Annotated in this window: 16 protein-coding genes, 1 tRNA gene and 2 pseudogenes; 9 read left to right on the top strand and 10 right to left on the bottom strand. The window is 63.2% G+C overall.

Annotated elements, in window-relative coordinates:
• Positions 1-476 (top strand): annotated as a pseudogene (locus F1542_RS06095) (hypothetical protein); the annotation flags it as partial.
• Positions 477-633: 157 nt separating this feature from the next.
• Here F1542_RS06095 and proB read toward each other — a convergent pair.
• The 4 genes from proB to rplU all read right to left on the bottom strand — a co-directional run bounded on the left by proB (position 634) and on the right by rplU (position 3,625).
• Positions 634-1,785 carry a glutamate 5-kinase gene (proB, locus tag F1542_RS06090; RefSeq protein WP_193732262.1) on the bottom strand — a complete coding sequence of 384 codons (1,152 nt, stop codon included), beginning with the start codon at positions 1,783-1,785 and terminating at the stop codon, positions 634-636.
• Positions 1,782-2,819, bottom strand: coding sequence for a GTPase ObgE (gene obgE / locus F1542_RS06085; RefSeq protein WP_193732261.1), 1,038 nt, complete (start codon positions 2,817-2,819; stop codon positions 1,782-1,784). Before obgE ends, proB begins: the two co-directional genes overlap by 4 nt.
• Positions 2,820-2,975: 156 nt before the next feature.
• Positions 2,976-3,245: a 50S ribosomal protein L27 gene (gene rpmA / locus F1542_RS06080; RefSeq protein ID WP_193732260.1), complete on the bottom strand. Its 270-nt coding sequence runs from the start codon at positions 3,243-3,245 to the stop codon at positions 2,976-2,978.
• Between the two features lie 65 nt (positions 3,246-3,310).
• Positions 3,311-3,625, bottom strand: a complete 315-nt coding sequence (gene rplU / locus F1542_RS06075) for a 50S ribosomal protein L21 (RefSeq protein WP_010513032.1) — start codon at positions 3,623-3,625, stop codon at positions 3,311-3,313.
• A gap of 249 nt (positions 3,626-3,874) precedes the next feature.
• Between rplU and F1542_RS06070 the strand changes: the two genes are divergently transcribed.
• A tRNA-Ser gene (locus F1542_RS06070) sits at positions 3,875-3,964 on the top strand.
• The gene (locus F1542_RS06065; RefSeq protein WP_193732259.1) at positions 3,937-4,086 is read left to right on the top strand and encodes a hypothetical protein; all 150 of its coding nucleotides are present in this window, start codon (positions 3,937-3,939) and stop codon (positions 4,084-4,086) included. The genes F1542_RS06070 and F1542_RS06065 overlap by 28 nt, the downstream gene beginning before the upstream one ends.
• A 91-nt stretch (positions 4,087-4,177) precedes the next feature.
• On the opposite strand, the gene guaD is transcribed toward F1542_RS06065, so the two are convergent.
• The 4 genes from guaD to F1542_RS06045 all read right to left on the bottom strand — a co-directional run bounded on the left by guaD (position 4,178) and on the right by F1542_RS06045 (position 9,976).
• The gene (guaD, locus tag F1542_RS06060) at positions 4,178-5,530 is read right to left on the bottom strand and encodes a guanine deaminase (protein ID WP_193732258.1); all 1,353 of its coding nucleotides are present in this window, start codon (positions 5,528-5,530) and stop codon (positions 4,178-4,180) included.
• A gap of 45 nt (positions 5,531-5,575) precedes the next feature.
• Positions 5,576-7,780, bottom strand: a complete 2,205-nt coding sequence (locus F1542_RS06055; RefSeq protein ID WP_193732257.1) for an FUSC family protein — start codon at positions 7,778-7,780, stop codon at positions 5,576-5,578.
• 142 nt (positions 7,781-7,922) lie between these two features.
• Positions 7,923-9,140 (bottom strand): UdgX family uracil-DNA binding protein, encoded by a 1,218-nt coding sequence (locus tag F1542_RS06050; protein ID WP_193732256.1) that lies wholly within the window; start codon positions 9,138-9,140, stop codon positions 7,923-7,925.
• Between the two features lie 44 nt (positions 9,141-9,184).
• Positions 9,185-9,976: a sulfite exporter TauE/SafE family protein gene (locus F1542_RS06045; RefSeq protein ID WP_193732255.1), complete on the bottom strand. Its 792-nt coding sequence runs from the start codon at positions 9,974-9,976 to the stop codon at positions 9,185-9,187.
• A gap of 199 nt (positions 9,977-10,175) precedes the next feature.
• Here F1542_RS06045 and F1542_RS06040 point away from each other — a divergent pair, with 199 nt between their 5' ends.
• The 4 genes from F1542_RS06040 to F1542_RS06025 all read left to right on the top strand — a co-directional run bounded on the left by F1542_RS06040 (position 10,176) and on the right by F1542_RS06025 (position 12,606).
• On the top strand, positions 10,176-10,580 hold the full coding sequence (locus tag F1542_RS06040) for a helix-turn-helix transcriptional regulator (protein WP_193732254.1): 405 nt from the start codon (positions 10,176-10,178) through the stop codon (positions 10,578-10,580).
• Positions 10,581-10,814: 234 nt separating this feature from the next.
• On the top strand, positions 10,815-11,294 hold the full coding sequence (locus F1542_RS06035) for a MucR family transcriptional regulator (protein WP_193732253.1): 480 nt from the start codon (positions 10,815-10,817) through the stop codon (positions 11,292-11,294).
• A 62-nt stretch (positions 11,295-11,356) separates the two neighbouring features.
• Positions 11,357-12,283, top strand: a complete 927-nt coding sequence (sppA, locus tag F1542_RS06030) for a signal peptide peptidase SppA (protein ID WP_193732252.1) — start codon at positions 11,357-11,359, stop codon at positions 12,281-12,283.
• Between the two features lie 26 nt (positions 12,284-12,309).
• Positions 12,310-12,606, top strand: a complete 297-nt coding sequence (locus F1542_RS06025) for an integration host factor subunit beta (protein ID WP_193732251.1) — start codon at positions 12,310-12,312, stop codon at positions 12,604-12,606.
• A 270-nt stretch (positions 12,607-12,876) separates the two neighbouring features.
• Here the strand turns inward: F1542_RS06025 and F1542_RS06020 are convergent, their stop codons facing one another.
• Together F1542_RS06020 and trxB are read right to left on the bottom strand one after the other, a co-directional pair.
• Positions 12,877-13,761 (bottom strand): LysR family transcriptional regulator, encoded by an 885-nt coding sequence (locus F1542_RS06020; protein ID WP_025438836.1) that lies wholly within the window; start codon positions 13,759-13,761, stop codon positions 12,877-12,879.
• A gap of 106 nt (positions 13,762-13,867) precedes the next feature.
• Positions 13,868-14,824, bottom strand: a complete 957-nt coding sequence (gene trxB, locus F1542_RS06015) for a thioredoxin-disulfide reductase (protein WP_193732250.1) — start codon at positions 14,822-14,824, stop codon at positions 13,868-13,870.
• Positions 14,825-14,965: 141 nt separating this feature from the next.
• Here trxB and F1542_RS06010 point away from each other — a divergent pair, with 141 nt between their 5' ends.
• Together F1542_RS06010 and F1542_RS06005 are read left to right on the top strand one after the other, a co-directional pair.
• Positions 14,966-15,436, top strand: a complete 471-nt coding sequence (locus tag F1542_RS06010) for an Lrp/AsnC family transcriptional regulator (protein WP_010509316.1) — start codon at positions 14,966-14,968, stop codon at positions 15,434-15,436.
• Positions 15,436-15,658 (top strand): annotated as a pseudogene (locus tag F1542_RS06005) (4-amino-4-deoxy-L-arabinose transferase); the annotation flags it as partial. The gene F1542_RS06010 and the pseudogene F1542_RS06005, both read left to right, overlap by 1 nt.

The raw sequence follows: 15,658 nt of genomic DNA, 5'->3' as shown, positions 1-15,658 counted from the left end.
CCGTATGGGAGCCCGGTCCCCCGCAGCCTGCCGTGACGGATTATGATGGGGCGGGGGGCGCAACCGACATTCCCGCCTATGAACGCCGCCCCGCGCGTGCGGCACCCACGCAGCCCATCCGCCCTGTTGCCCCGGTACGCCCGCAGCCCCGGTCCGAACCGATCCGGCCCGTGGAGCCGATCCGGGCACCCGAGCCCGTGCGTGCGTCGCCGCGGCATGACGTGGCGGAGGAATGGGATGTGCTGTCTTCCGCCCGCAAGGCACAGCGGCCTTACGTGTCCCGCGCGCCCGAACGTGACGATGCGGATGACCGGCGCGCGGACCATGATATGCCGCCCCTGTCCGAATGGAGCCGTATGGCCCCGCGTGATGACGCTGCAAGCCGTGGCGCGCGCCCGGTGCGGGCATCGGTCTGGCCGCCCGAGCGCGGAAGCCGCGCGGAACCCACCCTGCGCTGGCCGCCACGCCCGGAATAGGGATGCTGGCGTAAACGGCAGATCATAAAGAATTTTCTGGTGAAGCTTTTTCAAAAAGCTTCAGGGAACACGGGCGGTTTAAGATGCCGTCTGAAACCAGTTCTTTGAAGCTTTTTGAACAAAGCTTCACCAGAAACTTTTTCTTTTCAGTGAATTATCAGGAAGCTGCAGGTTCTGTCCGCATCAGCAGCACCAGGTCATCGCGATGGATCAGTTCATCCGCGCCCTGCCAGCCCAGCAGGTCCTCGATTTCATCAGACTGGTGCCCCGCAATCCGCCGCGCATCATCCGCCGCATAGGCGGCAAGGCCACAGGCGATCCGGTTGCCGTGCCGGTCCATGACCGCGATCAGGTCGCCCCGGTCGAAATCACCCGTAACGGTGGTCACGCCCGCCGGCAGCAGGGATGACCCCATCGTCAGCGCACGGATCGCGCCATCATCGATCACGGCCTGCCCTGCGGGTGTCAGGCTGCCCGCGATCCAGCTTTTGCGGGCCGAACGGGCATCGGTTGCGGGCAGGAACCATGTGCAGCGCCCGCCATCACGCAGCCGGGCCAGCGGGTGCAGCGGCTGGCCCTGCGTAATGGCCATGGCGCAGCCTGACTGGGTTGCAATCCGCGCCGCCATGAGCTTGGTCCGCATCCCGCCCGATGAATAACCCGGCGGGGGCGCGCCGCCCATGGCCTCGATACTGTCGGTCAGTTCGGCCACGACCGGCAGGTGCCTTGCATCGGGGTTGGTGCGCGGGTCGGCGGTGTACAGCCCGTCAATGTCCGACAGCAGGACAAGCTGGTCCGCATTGATCATTTCGGCCACGCGCGCGGCCAGCCGGTCATTGTCGCCAAAGCGGATTTCGGTCGTGGCGATGGCGTCGTTTTCGTTGATGATGGGCACGCAGCCCAGTCCCAGCAATGTATTGAGCGAGGCACGGGCATTGAGGTAGCGGTGGCGGTTTTCGGTATCATCAGGCGTCAGCAGCAGCTGCGCCGCCGTGATATCGAAGCGCGACAGGGCATCGGTCCATGCCTGCGCCAGCCGGATCTGCCCGACGGAGGCCGCGGCCTGCTTTTCCTCCAGCCGCAGCACGCGCCGCGTCAGCCCAAGCTGGTGGCGCGCCAGGGCAATCGCGCCGGACGACACCACGACCACTTCCGTGCCCTGCGCGCGCAGGGCGGCAATGTCCTGCGCCACGCTGTCCAGCCATGCCTGGCGGGGCGCGGCCTGTTCGGGGTCAACAATCAGGGCGCTGCCGATCTTGATCACAACGCGCTGCGCCGTACGCAGCTGGGGCAGGGGGGTATCCGTCATGTCGCGGGGATCTCCCCCTTTTCCTGTCCGGCCTTTTCCGCGCGGTCGCGGGTGACAAAATCCTGCAACCGGCGCAGCACGGTATCCACATTCATATGCGCGACCGAGGACATGCACATCACATCATGCCCGCAGGCCTGTTCCAGCGCCGTTCTGCGTTCCTCGATTTCCTCAGGCAACAGGGCGTCGATCTTGTTCAGCACGATGATTTCGGGCTTGTCCGCCAGGCCACCACCATATTCCGACAGTTCATGGCGGATGGTGCGCCATGATTCGACCACGTCTTCCGCTGTCCCATCAATCAGGTGCAGCAGCACCGCGCAGCGTTCGACATGGCCAAGGAACCGGTCGCCCAGCCCGCTGCCTTCATGCGCGCCCTCGATCAGGCCGGGAATGTCGGCAATCACGAATTCTTCCGTAACCGACAGCCGCACCACCCCAAGCTGCGGGTGCAGCGTGGTGAAGGGATAATCCGCGATCTTGGGCTTCGCCGCCGATACGGTGGACAGGAAGGTGGACTTGCCCGCATTGGGCAGGCCGACCAGCCCGACATCGGCAATCAGCTTCAGGCGCAGCCAGACCCAGCGTTCCTCGCCCGGCCATCCCTTGTCCGCGCGGCGGGGGGCACGGTTGGTGCTGGTCTTGAAATGCGCGTTGCCCCGGCCACCATCGCCGCCACGGCACAGCAGCAGGCGCTTGCCCGCGACATCAAGGTCACCCAGCATGGTTTCGCGGTCTTCATCGAATATCTGGGTGCCGATCGGCACCTTGATGACCACCGTTTCGGCCGCAGCCCCCGTGCGGTCGGACCCCGCGCCATTGCCGCCCTTGCGCGCGCGGAAATGCTGGGTGTAGCGGAAGTCGATCAGGGTGTTCAGGTTATCGACCGCCTCGAATATGATATCGCCGCCCCGGCCGCCATTGCCCCCGTCCGGACCGCCAAATTCGATATATTTTTCCCGGCGGAAGGCGACGACACCGTCCCCGCCGTCGCCGGATTTTACATAGATTTTGGCCTGGTCAAGAAACTTCATTGCCTGCGATCCGGTGGGCGCGTGCAGTCCTGCGCACGTGCCTTATGTGCGTGCATGATACCAGAAAACGTGGTCCGGCATCATACGAAAAAAGGGGCGGCCAGAATGACCGCCCCCTTCAATTCGGGTATTCCCGCAGTGATTAAGGCGTAGACCTTATTCCGCTGCCAGCGGCAGGGTCTGCACGGAAACATGCACGCGACCTTCCGCGCGGCGTTCGAACTTCACATGTCCGTCCACCAGCGAAAACAGGGTGTGGTCGCGGCCGACGCCAACGTTCACGCCTGCCTTCATCTTCGTGCCGCGCTGGCGGACGATGATGTTGCCTGCGATGACGCTTTCGCCACCAAACTTCTTGACGCCAAGGCGACGTCCGGCGCTATCGCGCCCGTTACGGGATGAACCGCCTGCCTTTTTTTGTGCCATTGCCTGAACTCCTTAAAACTGAAATCTTTCTGATCTGACCTGCCCGGCCTGAACCGGGCGAGGGATCAGGCGGCGTTGATCGCGGAGATGCGCACCACGGTCACCGGCTGGCGGTGGCCGTTCTTGCGGCGGCTGTTCTGCCGGCGGCGCTTCTTGAAGATGATGATCTTGGCCAGACGGTCCTGTGCGATCACGGTGCCCGTGACGGTCGCACCCTTGACGGTCGGCGCGCCGATGGTCGTGCCACCTTCGCCGCCAACGGCCAGGACCTGGTCGAACGTGATGGTGGAGCCGGCTTCGGCTTCCAGCTTTTCGATCTTCAGGACGGCGTCCTTGGCAACGCGGTACTGCTTACCGCCGGTACGGATAACTGCAAACATGTCTTTATCTATCTTTCCGATCTCTTGGCGTGCGCGGCATTGTTTCAATGCAGGCGGCACGGCCCAGTCGCTTTTTTATATTGGCCGCGATCACGCGGCGGTCCCCGTTCGCGCGGGGTGAATGCGGGCTTTTACTGGGTGTGCCGCCACAGGTCAATATTTTTTATGGACATGTGCAAAGGGTGAAAAAAGACCCCTTGCGCCGCCCTGCGCACGCCCCTATAAGCCGCTGCATCACCGCGTGCAGTTGGAGAGGTGCCGGAGCGGTCGAACGGGGCGGTCTCGAAAACCGTTGTGCGTGCAAGCGTACCGTGGGTTCGAATCCCACCCTCTCCGCCACTGCATCGCGTGTGGTCTTCAATCCCTTTGAAAACCTGTTCCACAATGCGTCCCTGCCTGAACCGGTGGGGTTTTTTCGTGCGCATATGCGCCATGCCGCAGGGCAGGCAGGGGGGGCGTGACCCGCAACGGCACGCTGGCATGGGTACAGGTTCCGGCGCGCCCCGGCACAGGTCAAGGGCATCCTTTCGTGATACCCGGGGTCTGCGCCGTTCAGGCGGCGGTTTCTTCCTTCCCACGCTCATGCACCATCCTGCCCGCCACATATGTCGCGCGGATGCTGCGGTCATCGCCCAGCATCATCAGCGTGAACAGGATATCGGCCGTGCTGTCGCACATCTGCGCGCGCAGTGCCTGCAGCGGTGTTGCGCGCGGGTCAAGGATGGATAGGTCGGCATCCATGCCCGGTGCTACGGTGCCGATGCGGTCGTCCAGATGCAGCGCCTCCGCCCCGCCGCGTGTCGCCAGCCAGAAGGCCTGCACCGGGTGCAGCCGCTTCCCGGTCATCTGCGCGATCTTGTAGGCCTCGTTCATGGATTGCAGGTGCGACAGGCTGGTGCCCGCGCCCACGTCGGTGCCCAGCCCCGTGCGCACCGGACGTTTTGCATCTATCACGTCAAACAGCCGGAACGCCCCGCTGCCCAGGAACAGGTTGGACGTAGGGCAGTGCGCCAGCGCGCAGCCACTTTCATGGCAGCGGCACAGATCGTGTTCATCCACGTAAATGCCATGTCCCATCACGCTGCGCGGGCGGACAAGCCCCGCGCGGTCATACACATCCAGATAGGAGCGGCTGTCGGGGAACAGTTCGGTTACCCATGCGACCTCGGCCCGGTTTTCCGCAAGGTGGGTCTGCATGAACAGGGTGTCGTCACCCTTCAGCAGCGCGCCCGCCAGTTCAAGCTGTCCGGGCGTGCTGGTGGGGGCGAAGCGCGGGGTGACGGCATAATGCTGGCGGTTTTTGCCATGCCAGCGGTCGATCAGGCGGCGCGATTCATCATATCCCCGCTGTGCCGTATCGCGCAGGTAATCGGGCGCGTTGCGGTCCATCAGCACCTTGCCCGCCACCATCAGCGTGCCAAGGCGGGTGGATTCCCCAAAGAACGCATCAACCGACTGCGGGTGGACCGTACAGTACACCGCCGCCGTGGTTGTCCCGTTGCGCACCAGTCCGTGCAGAAACTGCCGGGCGATGGTGGTGGCGTATGCCTCGTCAGCAAAGCGCCGTTCGGTGGGAAAGGTATAGCGTTCCAGCCATTCCAGAAGCTGTTCGCCATAGGCCGCGATCATGGGCAGTTGCGGGTAATGGACATGGGTGTCCACAAACCCCGCCGAAATCAGGCACCCGCGGTAATCGGTCACGTCCGTGCCCGGCGGCAGGTGCCTGATGGTTTCGCCATACGCCCCGGCATGGGCAATGCGGCCATCGGTGATGATGACCAGGCCGTCGGGTTCATCCACCAGTGCGTCCTGTGGCGGCATGAGGAACGGGTTGCCGCGAAAGGTCACGATATGTCCGCGCAGGGCGGCGCAGGTGCTGGCGGTGGAAGCGGGGGCAGGGGTCATGATTGGCTCCATCCTTCCCTTGCCCGCCCCCATGTCAGGGGCGCGTCATGATCCGTCGGTCATGCGATAGGGCTGGGAAGCATCAAGGAAGGCTGCGTTTGCGCCCAGTTCATAGGAAATGACCAGCAGGTAGGCAATGGCGCGCGTGATCTCGATACGCGATGTGATGTTGGTTTCCGTCGCCTCCAGCCGCCGCAGGCTGCGCGTGGCCCCGCGCGCCACCCGCGCGGTACGGCCAAAACGCCCGTACCGGCCACTGAACTGCGACATGCGGCTGAGGAACAGTTCGATGGCGCGGTTGGCGGCGGGCGGCAGCTGCCCGCGTTCCATGACCGTGCGCAGGCGGATGATGTTCAGCCCGATGGTCATGGCCGACAGCGTGCCCTGCAGGTATGCCTCGATGGTGGGGGTGGGCGTCGGCCCCGCATGGCGGATCAGGCGGGAGAAACGGTCCGTATTGCGCCCGATCCATGACTGCGTGCGCGGCATCGGCTGGGCCGATGCCAGGTGCCGCAGGTCATGCAGCGTGCGGTTGCGCATGCGCCAGCGTTCTTCATCATTATCGAACGGCAGCACGGCGCGGAAGATCAGCACCGCGAAGCCGATACTGCACAGCAGCGCGAAGGACGCATTGAAATACGCGATTTCGTTCAGTCGCGTCTGGTTGCCCGGCCCCACAAGGTTGGGCAGGAACAGGCAGTAGGATGCGGCCGCCCCCGCCGTGGCCGGGTTGCGCGCGGCAAGCCCGCCCGCGATCATGGGCAGGGCGAGGACGGCGGCCAGCATTTCGAATTCCGCAGGCCGCGGCAGGAACAGAAGCACAAGGAAGCCCGAGACAAACACCGCCCAGCACGCCCCGCGCAGGAAGTTCATGGTGCCGACCACCGGATTTTCACGCGTGGCGAACAGCCCGCACGTCACCGCCACCATGGTGATGAAGCCGATGCCGTTGGCCCATGCCGTCACTTCCCATATCAGGGCGGACGCGCCAATGGCCACGGCGGCGCGGATGCCGTTATAGGCGGCTTCCTTGAAATCGCGGTGCGCCTCGATCCGGAAATGGAAGTGGTCACCACGGATTTCGTGCTGGCTGGCGTCGAATTCCGTAATGGCCTGTTCCAGTTCCCCCAGCAGTTCATCCAGCGCGTTATGCAGGATGCGGCAGTTCAGCAGGTCGTCCACCTCCACCGTTTCCGTGGTGGGGGCCATGCTGATCTCATGGGTCAGCGCGTCGATGATACGCTGGCGGCACACCCCACGCAGGTCCTGCAGGTCCTGCTGGATATGCGGGATCTCGGCGTCGTTTTCCAGCCGCGCGGGCACGCCCAGCAGGAAGGTGCGCGTCAGCAGCGATGTTTCGGTAAACTGTTCGTTCGTGGTGCCCAGCGCCTTGATGCGCGCCATCATGCCCAGGCCACGGGACAGCAGGACCGACACGGCGGCAAGGGCGGCGCGCGCATGGTCGCCTTCATGCCCGTGCGGTCCCATCTCGACTTCACTGAACTCGATCTGGTCGTTGATGCTCAGGATCGTGCCGAACAGCGCGCGCGAACGGATGAAGGCGGCTTCGTCCCCCGCCAGCAGGTTGGCCACCGCATCGGTCGAACTGCCCAGCGCCATCTGGATCTTCTGGCGCATGTTGCGCCGCGCGCTTGAGGCAAGGTTGTGCGCGAACAGCACCGCCACCAGCGTTTCGCACGTGATGCCCAGCACGATATAGGACGTGCGGGACATGGTGATCATGAAGATGTTGTCGGGGTCGCGTGTCGCGGCCAGCGCGATGATGGCGCAGGTATAGCCCGACAGCACCAGCGCATAGGACCGGAAGTTGCGCACCAGCGTCGCGCACATGCAGCACAGCCCGATCCATATGCTGATGGCGGGGAAGAACAGCCACGGCGCCTGTGGAAACGAACAGACCAGTATGACGGCGCTGACCGCCCCGATGGCCGTGCCCACCAGTCGCCACCGGGCCTTGGACAGGCTTTCCCCACGCGATCCCTGGGCTACGATCCATACCGTCATGGCCGCCCATGGCGGGTCGTCCAGTTCCATCCACATGGCGATGGTCAGCGCCATCAGCGCCGCGAACGTGGTGCGCACGGCAAAGGCCAGGGCCTCTGGCGTGGGGGCATACAGCCATTTCAGGCCACTCATCCGTGCATAGCCGGGGGCACGTATGGTGGGAAAATGCTTTCCGCTGAAAAGACGGGTAACAAAAGAGGGCAGAAGATTCAGGTCTGCAGGCACGATATGCGGCTTCCGGCGACATGGGGCGCCTTATCCATAACGCATCTTGGCATGGCGTAACGGTGTCGCGAGTGCATATCTGGCATCGGCTTTCCTCGTGGCCGGGCCTGCGGCGGATTTCGTGGCGGGCCGTGTGGGCGGATCAGGGGGCTGTGGGCGCGCGCAGGCTGGCCGCAAGCTTCAGGTCCGCGACAAAACGGTCATATTCGCGCACGCGCGCCGCTTCATCGGGCACGCGCAGCAGGAAGGAGGGATGCACCGTCACCACCCCGGTCGTGCCGTCCGCCAACGTAATCGCGCGTGAACGTTCACGCCCGATGGTGACGGGACGGCCCAGCAGGGCGGACGCCGCCGTGGCCCCCAGCATGACCAGTACATGCGGGCGGATGATGCGCCGTTCCGCCGCAAGCCATGGGGCGCAGCTGGCGATTTCCTCCGGCCCCGCCTTTTCATGGATGCGGCGCGTGCCACGGGGGCGGAATTTGAAGTGCTTGACGGTATTGGTCACATACGTGTCGTCACGCGCGATTCCCGCCTCCAGCAGGGCGCGGTCGAACAGCTGGCCCGCCGGGCCGACAAAGGGGCGGCCGGCAAGGTCTTCCTTATCCCCCGGCTGTTCACCGACAAACATCATGCGCGCGTCGCTGCGGCCCTCGCCAAACACGGTCTGGGTGGCGTGGCGGGCCATGGGGCAGATGCGGCAGGTCCGCGCCGCCAGCGCCACGGCGGGCAGGGCGGTGATGCGGGAAATGTCCAGCCCGTTTACCAGCGGCATGGCGGGCGGCGGCAGGCTGCCAAAGGCAATGGGCGCAGGCGCGGTGCCGTCCTGCCCGTACAGCAGTTTTTCGCCTGTCCATTCCATCCGCCGCCCCGGCAGCGCCAACCGCCATGGCGCAAGCGACAGCTGGAAGGTCATGAACCGCGCATTGCATTCCGGGGCATGGGTCGCGGCGTCCAGCGTGGCATTCCACGCATCATGCCCGTCACCGCGCTGCATGAGGGTGAACAGGTCGTGGCGCAGGTGCACGGTTTCCGCGCGCACGGCCTGTGCCACGTCTTCCATCCGCGCAAGTTCTGGCGGCGGGATCTCGGTCCCGGTCGCATGCGCGTAGATCAGGTGGTAGGCGAGGGTGAAACGGTCAGGCAGCATGGACTGCAGCACATCCGCCGCCAGTTGCATGGTCTCACGCGGGATGCGGAAGGGCGGGGATGCGGGTTCGGGCGTGTCGGGCGGGCCGGATGGCGCGACATGCCACGTAATGTCCCCGGGCGGGACGTGCTGGCCCACCAGGGCGCGCGTCGCGCTGCGCCAGCGGGCAAAGTCGATCGGGTGGCCAAGGGTTATGGTGGTCTGGGGCATGGGGCGGCTTTCGGGTCATGACGGCGCGGTGGTCGCGCACCGTGTCAGACAAGGCCCATTGCCTGCGCGCTGCGCCACATCATGTAGAATGCCACAATGAAAATAAGGTAGGCAAAAATCCGGCGCAGCCGTTGCGGGTGCTGGCCCAGGCGCCGCGCCAGCGCGGTGCCGCCCGCGCTGCCCGCAACGCCCCCCGCGACCAGTATGCCCACCATGGGCAGGTCAACCATGCCCGCCGCCGCGTAACTGATGGATGTTGTCAGCCCGAAGGCGCAGACCGCCACCAGTGACGTGGCAATGGCGTTGAGCATGGGCATGCCGGTCGCCGCCAGCAGGGCCGGCACGATCAGGAACCCGCCGCCAATGCCAAAGAACCCGGAACAGAACCCCGTCGCGACCCCGTACGCCACGATGGGCAGCGGGGCCGTGCGCATGGCGGCGGGCTGTGCCTGTGCCGCGGTCTGGTGGCACCCGCGCGCCATCAGCGCGCCAACCGCGACCATGACAAGGGCGAACAGGAACAGAAGGTGCTGTCCGTTGACGACCTTGCCGCACGCCGCCCCCGCCAGCGCGCCGGATATGCCGGCACTGGCGAACAGTGCGGCGCATTTCCATATGACATTGCCCGCCCGCGCATGGCTGGCCAGGCTGCATAGCGCATTGATGGTCACGGCCAGCGCGCTGGTGCCGATGGCCCGGTGCGGGTCGGCAATGCCCACTACATAAAGCAGCAGCGGCACCGCAAGGATCGACCCGCCGCCGCCAACCAGCCCCAGCGTGAAGCCGATGATCCCGCCGCTGCACAGCCCCAGCAGGGCATGCAGCACGTCAGGCATGACAGCGCAGGCCGGGCCGGGTGGCCATGGATGCGTATGCGGCGCGGTCGGTCATGTGGGCTCCCGTAAAAGAGGGGTGCATAAATGGTTTATCTGTTTAATATATTATGTATGTATTTTATCAAGTCCTGTCCTGTGTTCCGCCGGGCGGGATTATGGTACGTAGGGGTTTGCCTAACTGGTCGAGGGGATCCGTGACATGAGCAATCTGCCCAGAACACGAGAAATTGCAGAAAACCTTGTGCAGCGCTTGCGTCTGCTGGCCCAGCCGCAGCGGCTGATGGTGCTGGCATGCCTGCTGGAAGGTGAAAAGAGCGTGGGCCAGATCGAAGCTGAAACCGGTATCGGTCAGCCTACGTTAAGTCAGCAGCTGGCGGAACTCCGGCGGGCGGAAATCGTTATAACACGCAAGGAGGCCCGACAGGTCATTTACAGCATTAAGGATAATATGGAGGAAACGCGCATCCGCCTGATCTGCGCGGCCTGCGACCCGGAATTCGATATGGAGCAGTTGAGCGGTGTATTGCGCAGGAAAAACCCACCCGCACAGATGGCGCATGACGGAACTGCGGCCTGTTTCGCCCGTATCCACGTTGATGCATGAAAAATAATGATACAATATGAGATGAGTTTACACAAATCGGGTGTTCACATCATGGATACGTTATTTAGGACGGGGCATTCTATATAATAGAAACAAAAAATTCTGATAGATAATACGCTCCAGTGGCCGACCAGCAGTATTGTATTTATTGAAGGGGCAGTATATGTCCCTGAAATGTAAGGTTCGTGTGGAAATCGCGACGACATGGCTGAATACAGAGGCACGGAATATATTATGTCTGATACAGAGCAGGATTTTTCATGTCTGGAACTGACGACACAGATTGTGTCGGCGCATGTTTCAAACAATAGTGTCGCGGCCGATGTGCTTCCCGACCTGATACGCAATGTCTATCAGGCGCTGTCCGTAGCGGGGCGCCCGGTCAACGAACCTGAAAAGCCGCAGCCTGCCGTGCCGATCAAGCGATCGGTCTTTCCGGATTACATCGTCTGCCTGGAAGACGGCAAGAAGCTCAAGATGCTCAAGCGCCATCTGCACAGCGCCTATGGCATGACGCCGGAGCAGTACCGTGAACGCTGGGGCCTGCCGGCCGAATACCCCATGGTCGCCCCCAATTATGCCGAACGCCGGTCCAGCCTCGCACGTGAAATCGGTCTTGGCCGCAAGATTACCGCAGCGTCCGCCGCTGCTGCCGCTGCTGCCGCCGATCATGATGAGCCGACCAAGCCCACCCGCCGCCGACGCAAGGCGTAATGCTGACACGGCTTTCATAGTCCTGCCTTCGGTATGGGGGGTATCCATGATATGGCTCCGTCATGGATACTGACCCTGATATGCTGTTGCATGCCACATCCCTTCGTCGCCGGCTTCTGGTCTGGCGGGGCGGGGCTGTGGCTTTTTTTGTGCTTGCCTGCATCGTGGCCACATGGCGCGCCGGGGGCGGGTTTGTGGGCCATGCGCCGCACCTGGTTCATCTGAAGCTGGAGGGGATCATCCCTTCGGACGAACACGAAAATGTCGAAGCCCTGCGCAAAGCCGCCGATGATGCATCGGTCCGTGGCCTGGTGCTGGAGGTCAACAGCCCCGGCGGCGCGGTAACGGGGGGCGAGGTGCTGCATGACGCCGTGGCCGCCTTTGCCCGGCGCAAGCCGGTGGTGGTGTCCATGGGTGGGGTTGCGGCATCGGCGGGGTATATGGTGTCGGTGCCCGCTTCGCGCATTTTTGCCAACCGTTCCACCCTGACCGGCTCGATCGGGGTCATTCTGGAATCGCCCGATGTATCGGGCCTGCTGGACCGGGTGGGGGTGCATGTGGACCAGCTGGTGTCCGGCCCGATGAAGGGGCAGCCTTCCATGGTGCAGCCACTTTCGCCCGAGGGGCGCGAAATGCTGCAGGGCGTGATTACCGACCTGTATGGTTTTTTCGTCAATGTCGTGGCGCAGGACCGGCATATGCCGGTCGAGCGTGTAAAACAGCTGGCCGATGGTCGCCCCTATACCGGGCAGCAGGCGGTCCCGCTGGGGCTGGTGGATCAGGTCGGGTCCATGGCGGATGCACGTAAATGGTTGATCGACAACACACATCTGCCCGATGATGTGCAGGTGACCGATATCGGCCCCACGGCCACGCGGGTCAACTGGCGGCGGTGGTTTTCGGGTGTCCTGTCGGGGGTGCCGGGTGCAGAATTTCTGTTGAAGGAAAGTACCGCGCTTGACGGGGCCGTTGCGATCTGGAAACTTTAATCTGTTGTTTAAATTAGGGGAACAGGATGACCAGATCGGAATTGATTGCCGAACTCGCCGCTGCGCGTCCACATCTGCCCATACGGGAAGTGGAACGTATTGTTCAGGTCATCTTTACGGAAGTCAGTAATGCACTGATGCGGGGGGACAGGGTGGAACTGCGCGGTTTCGGGGCGTTCACGGTCAAGAAACGTGACGCCCGCACCGGCCGCAACCCCCGCACGGGTGAAACCGTGTCGGTGGAGGAAAAGGTGGTGCCGTTTTTCAAGGCGGGGAAGGAACTGCGCGAACGCGTCAACCAGTCGCATCAGACAACCGACTGACAACCCATCCCTTTCCTGATTCGCCTGCTATCGATGATTGATTGAAAATCATTTATTGAGAAAAAAAGATAAAAGCGTCTGGAGCCCGCCTTTTTTCAAAAAGGCGGCATTCCCTGGGACTTTTTGAAAAAAGCCTCGCCAAAAAACTTTCTTATCTGATTGCCCGGCGTCTTCCGGGCTGGCTTTCCACACAGTCTCAGACAAAAACACCGCGCCGGGTCGGACCCGGCGCGGTGTTTCTTTATCATATGGCTGGCATGGCTGCCGGGATCAGTGGCGGGCGTTGATTTCCGCCAGCAGGAAGTCACGGAATACCGCCACGCGCTTGGATGTGCGCAGTTCCTCGGGATATACGAAATAGGCATCGACCGTGGGTAGCGGCACTTCCGGCAGGATCTTGACCAGATTGGGATACTGCGATGCCGCATAAAGCGGGATCGACCCGATTCCGATACCGGCCGCGATTGCGCCCGCCATGGCGGCCAGGCTGTTGACCTCCAGCCGTGCCTGACGGCGTTCATCCGACGGGACGCCGGTTTCAGCCAGCCAGTTGATGTGCGGCACGGGCGGATGATAGCCACCGAACAGCACCAGCTTGTGGGCGTTCAGTTCCTCCAGCGTGCGTGGCGTGCCGTAATCATTCAGGTACGACTGCGAGGCATAGATCGGCAGCGGGAAATCCGCCAGGTGCCGCTGGATCAGGTCCGGCTGGCGGGGCGGGTGCATGCGCACCGCGACATCCGCTTCGCGCATGCCCAGATCCAGATCGTTATCTTCCAGGATCAGGGTGATCGAAATGTCAGGATTGGTTTCCATGAACCGGTGCAGCCGTGGCGTAAGCCAGCAGGTGCCAAAGCCGGTTGTCGTGGTGACCCGTAGCCGTCCCGCCGCCTTTTCCTTGCTTTCCGTCAGCAGGGACTGCGTCATGGCCAGCTTGGAGAAGACTTCCCGGACCGTCTGGTTCAGTGTCTCACCCTGTTCGGTCAGGATCAGCCCCCGGGCATGCCGGTGGAAAAGGGGGACCTGCAGCGCCTCTTCCAGGGCTGAAATCTGCCGCGATACCGCAGACTGGCTCAGGTTAAGCACGTCGCCGGCATGGGTGAAGGACCCTGCTTCGGCTACAGCATGAAATATCCGGAGTTTATCCCAGTCCACGCGTTGACTCCGCTTTGCTATCTAATAAAGGGCGCGCCAAGTGTTATGACACTAAGCGTTGTGGTGAAGGAAATACGGAGGCAGGTCAAGGACTCTTCATGTTTCATTACTGCGCTGCCGCAAGAAAACGCTCGGCCTCCAGTGCCGCCATGCACCCGGTGCCAGCCGCTGTCACCGCCTGGCGGAATATCTTGTCCTGCACGTCACCTGCGGCAAAAACGCCGGGAACGGAGGTGCGGGTGCTGCCCGGCGTGGTGATGATGTAACCGTCTGTATCGATCGCCACCACATCACGGAAAATTGTGGTGTTGGGGGCGTGGCCGATGGCAACGAACACCCCATCCACATCGATATGTTGAATCGCGCCGGTCACGGTGTTGCGCAGGTCCGCCCCCGTGACCACGGGGGGCGTGCCGCTGCCGGTAATGCGTTCGACCGCGCTGTTCCATATGACCGAGATCTTGGGGTTGGCGTGCAGCCGGTCCTGCAGGATCTTTTCCGCGCGCAGGCTGTCGCGGCGGTGGATCAGGGTCACGTGGCTGGCGTGGTGGGTCAGGTACAGTGCTTCTTCCACCGCCGTATTGCCGCCGCCCACAACGGCCACGCGCTTGCCGCGATAGAAAAAGCCGTCGCACGTGGCGCAGGCCGACACACCGGAACCCTGGAATTCCTTTTCCCCCGGCACGCCCAGCCATTTGGCCTGCGCACCGGTGGCGATGATGACGCTGCGCGCTTCATATACGGTACCGGAATCGCCGGTGGCGTAGAACCGCCCGGTGCCGTCCGCACGGGTGAAATCGCATGAAACGATGATGTCATCCATAAGCCGCGTGCCGACATTGCCGGCCTGTTCGGCCATCTGCATCATCAGGTCCGGTCCCTGCACGCCCTTGGCGAAGCCGGGATAATTCTCGACATCCGTGGTGATCATCAGCTGCCCGCCGGGCTGCAGCCCCGCGACCAGGACGGGGGAGAGATTCGCGCGCGCGGCATAGATGGCGGCGGTGTAACCGGCGGGACCCGCACCAATGACAAGCAGGTCGGTAGAACACGTCTGGGGCATGAGATCAGAAAAACCCTATCGTCATAATTTCCTTTGGTATGGTCGTCCACTGGCGTCCGTGCAAGGGTTGGAGTAGGAAGGGCGTCATTATTACGGCATATGGGCGCGACAGCCGCCCCCTTTGCGAAAGATGGAACAGGCATGGCGGAACGGATGGCTGATCTGGATGCGATTGACCGTCGGATTGTGGCCGAGCTTCAGCTGGACGGACGCATGACGAACGTGGAACTGGCGCGGCGCGTGGGCATTTCCGCGCCGCCCTGCCTGCGCCGCATGCGCCGGCTGGAGGAAGACCACGTGATCCGTGGCTATCATGCCGATACGGATGGCGCGCGGCTGGGATGGTCGATCACGCTGTTCGCGCTGATCGGGCTGGACAGCCAGAAGGAAGCGGTCCTGTCGGCTTTTGAAAACCAGGTATCCGGCTGGCCGGAAGTACGCGAATGCCACATGATCCGGGGCGGGGGGGATTTCCTGGTCCGGCTGGTGGCGCGCGACGCGACGCATGAAAACCTGCTGACCCGGCAGTTGACCGAAGCCCCGCATGTGGTGCGCGTGCAGACGCTGCAGACCATCCGCACCAGCCTGAACCGGCCCGGCGTGCCTGTGTAATGATGCGGTACAGCCCGCGCTGGTGGCTGTACCTGCTTTTGCTGCTGGCCGCTGTGCGGCTGGTTGTGGCGGGTGTCCTGCCACTTTCCCCTGATGAAGCGTATTACCGGCTGTGGGCGTTCGCACCCGCCGCAGGCTACCTTGACCACCCGCCCATGGTGGCGGTGTGGATACGGCTGGGCATGCTGCTGGGCGGTGACACGGCGTCTGGTGTCCGGCTGG

This window comes from Komagataeibacter sp. FXV3, from assembly GCF_015155755.1.
Taxonomy (GTDB): domain Bacteria; phylum Pseudomonadota; class Alphaproteobacteria; order Acetobacterales; family Acetobacteraceae; genus Komagataeibacter.
The sequence above is the reverse complement of the archived record's forward strand: the minus strand, read 5'-3'. Positions and strand labels throughout refer to the sequence as shown.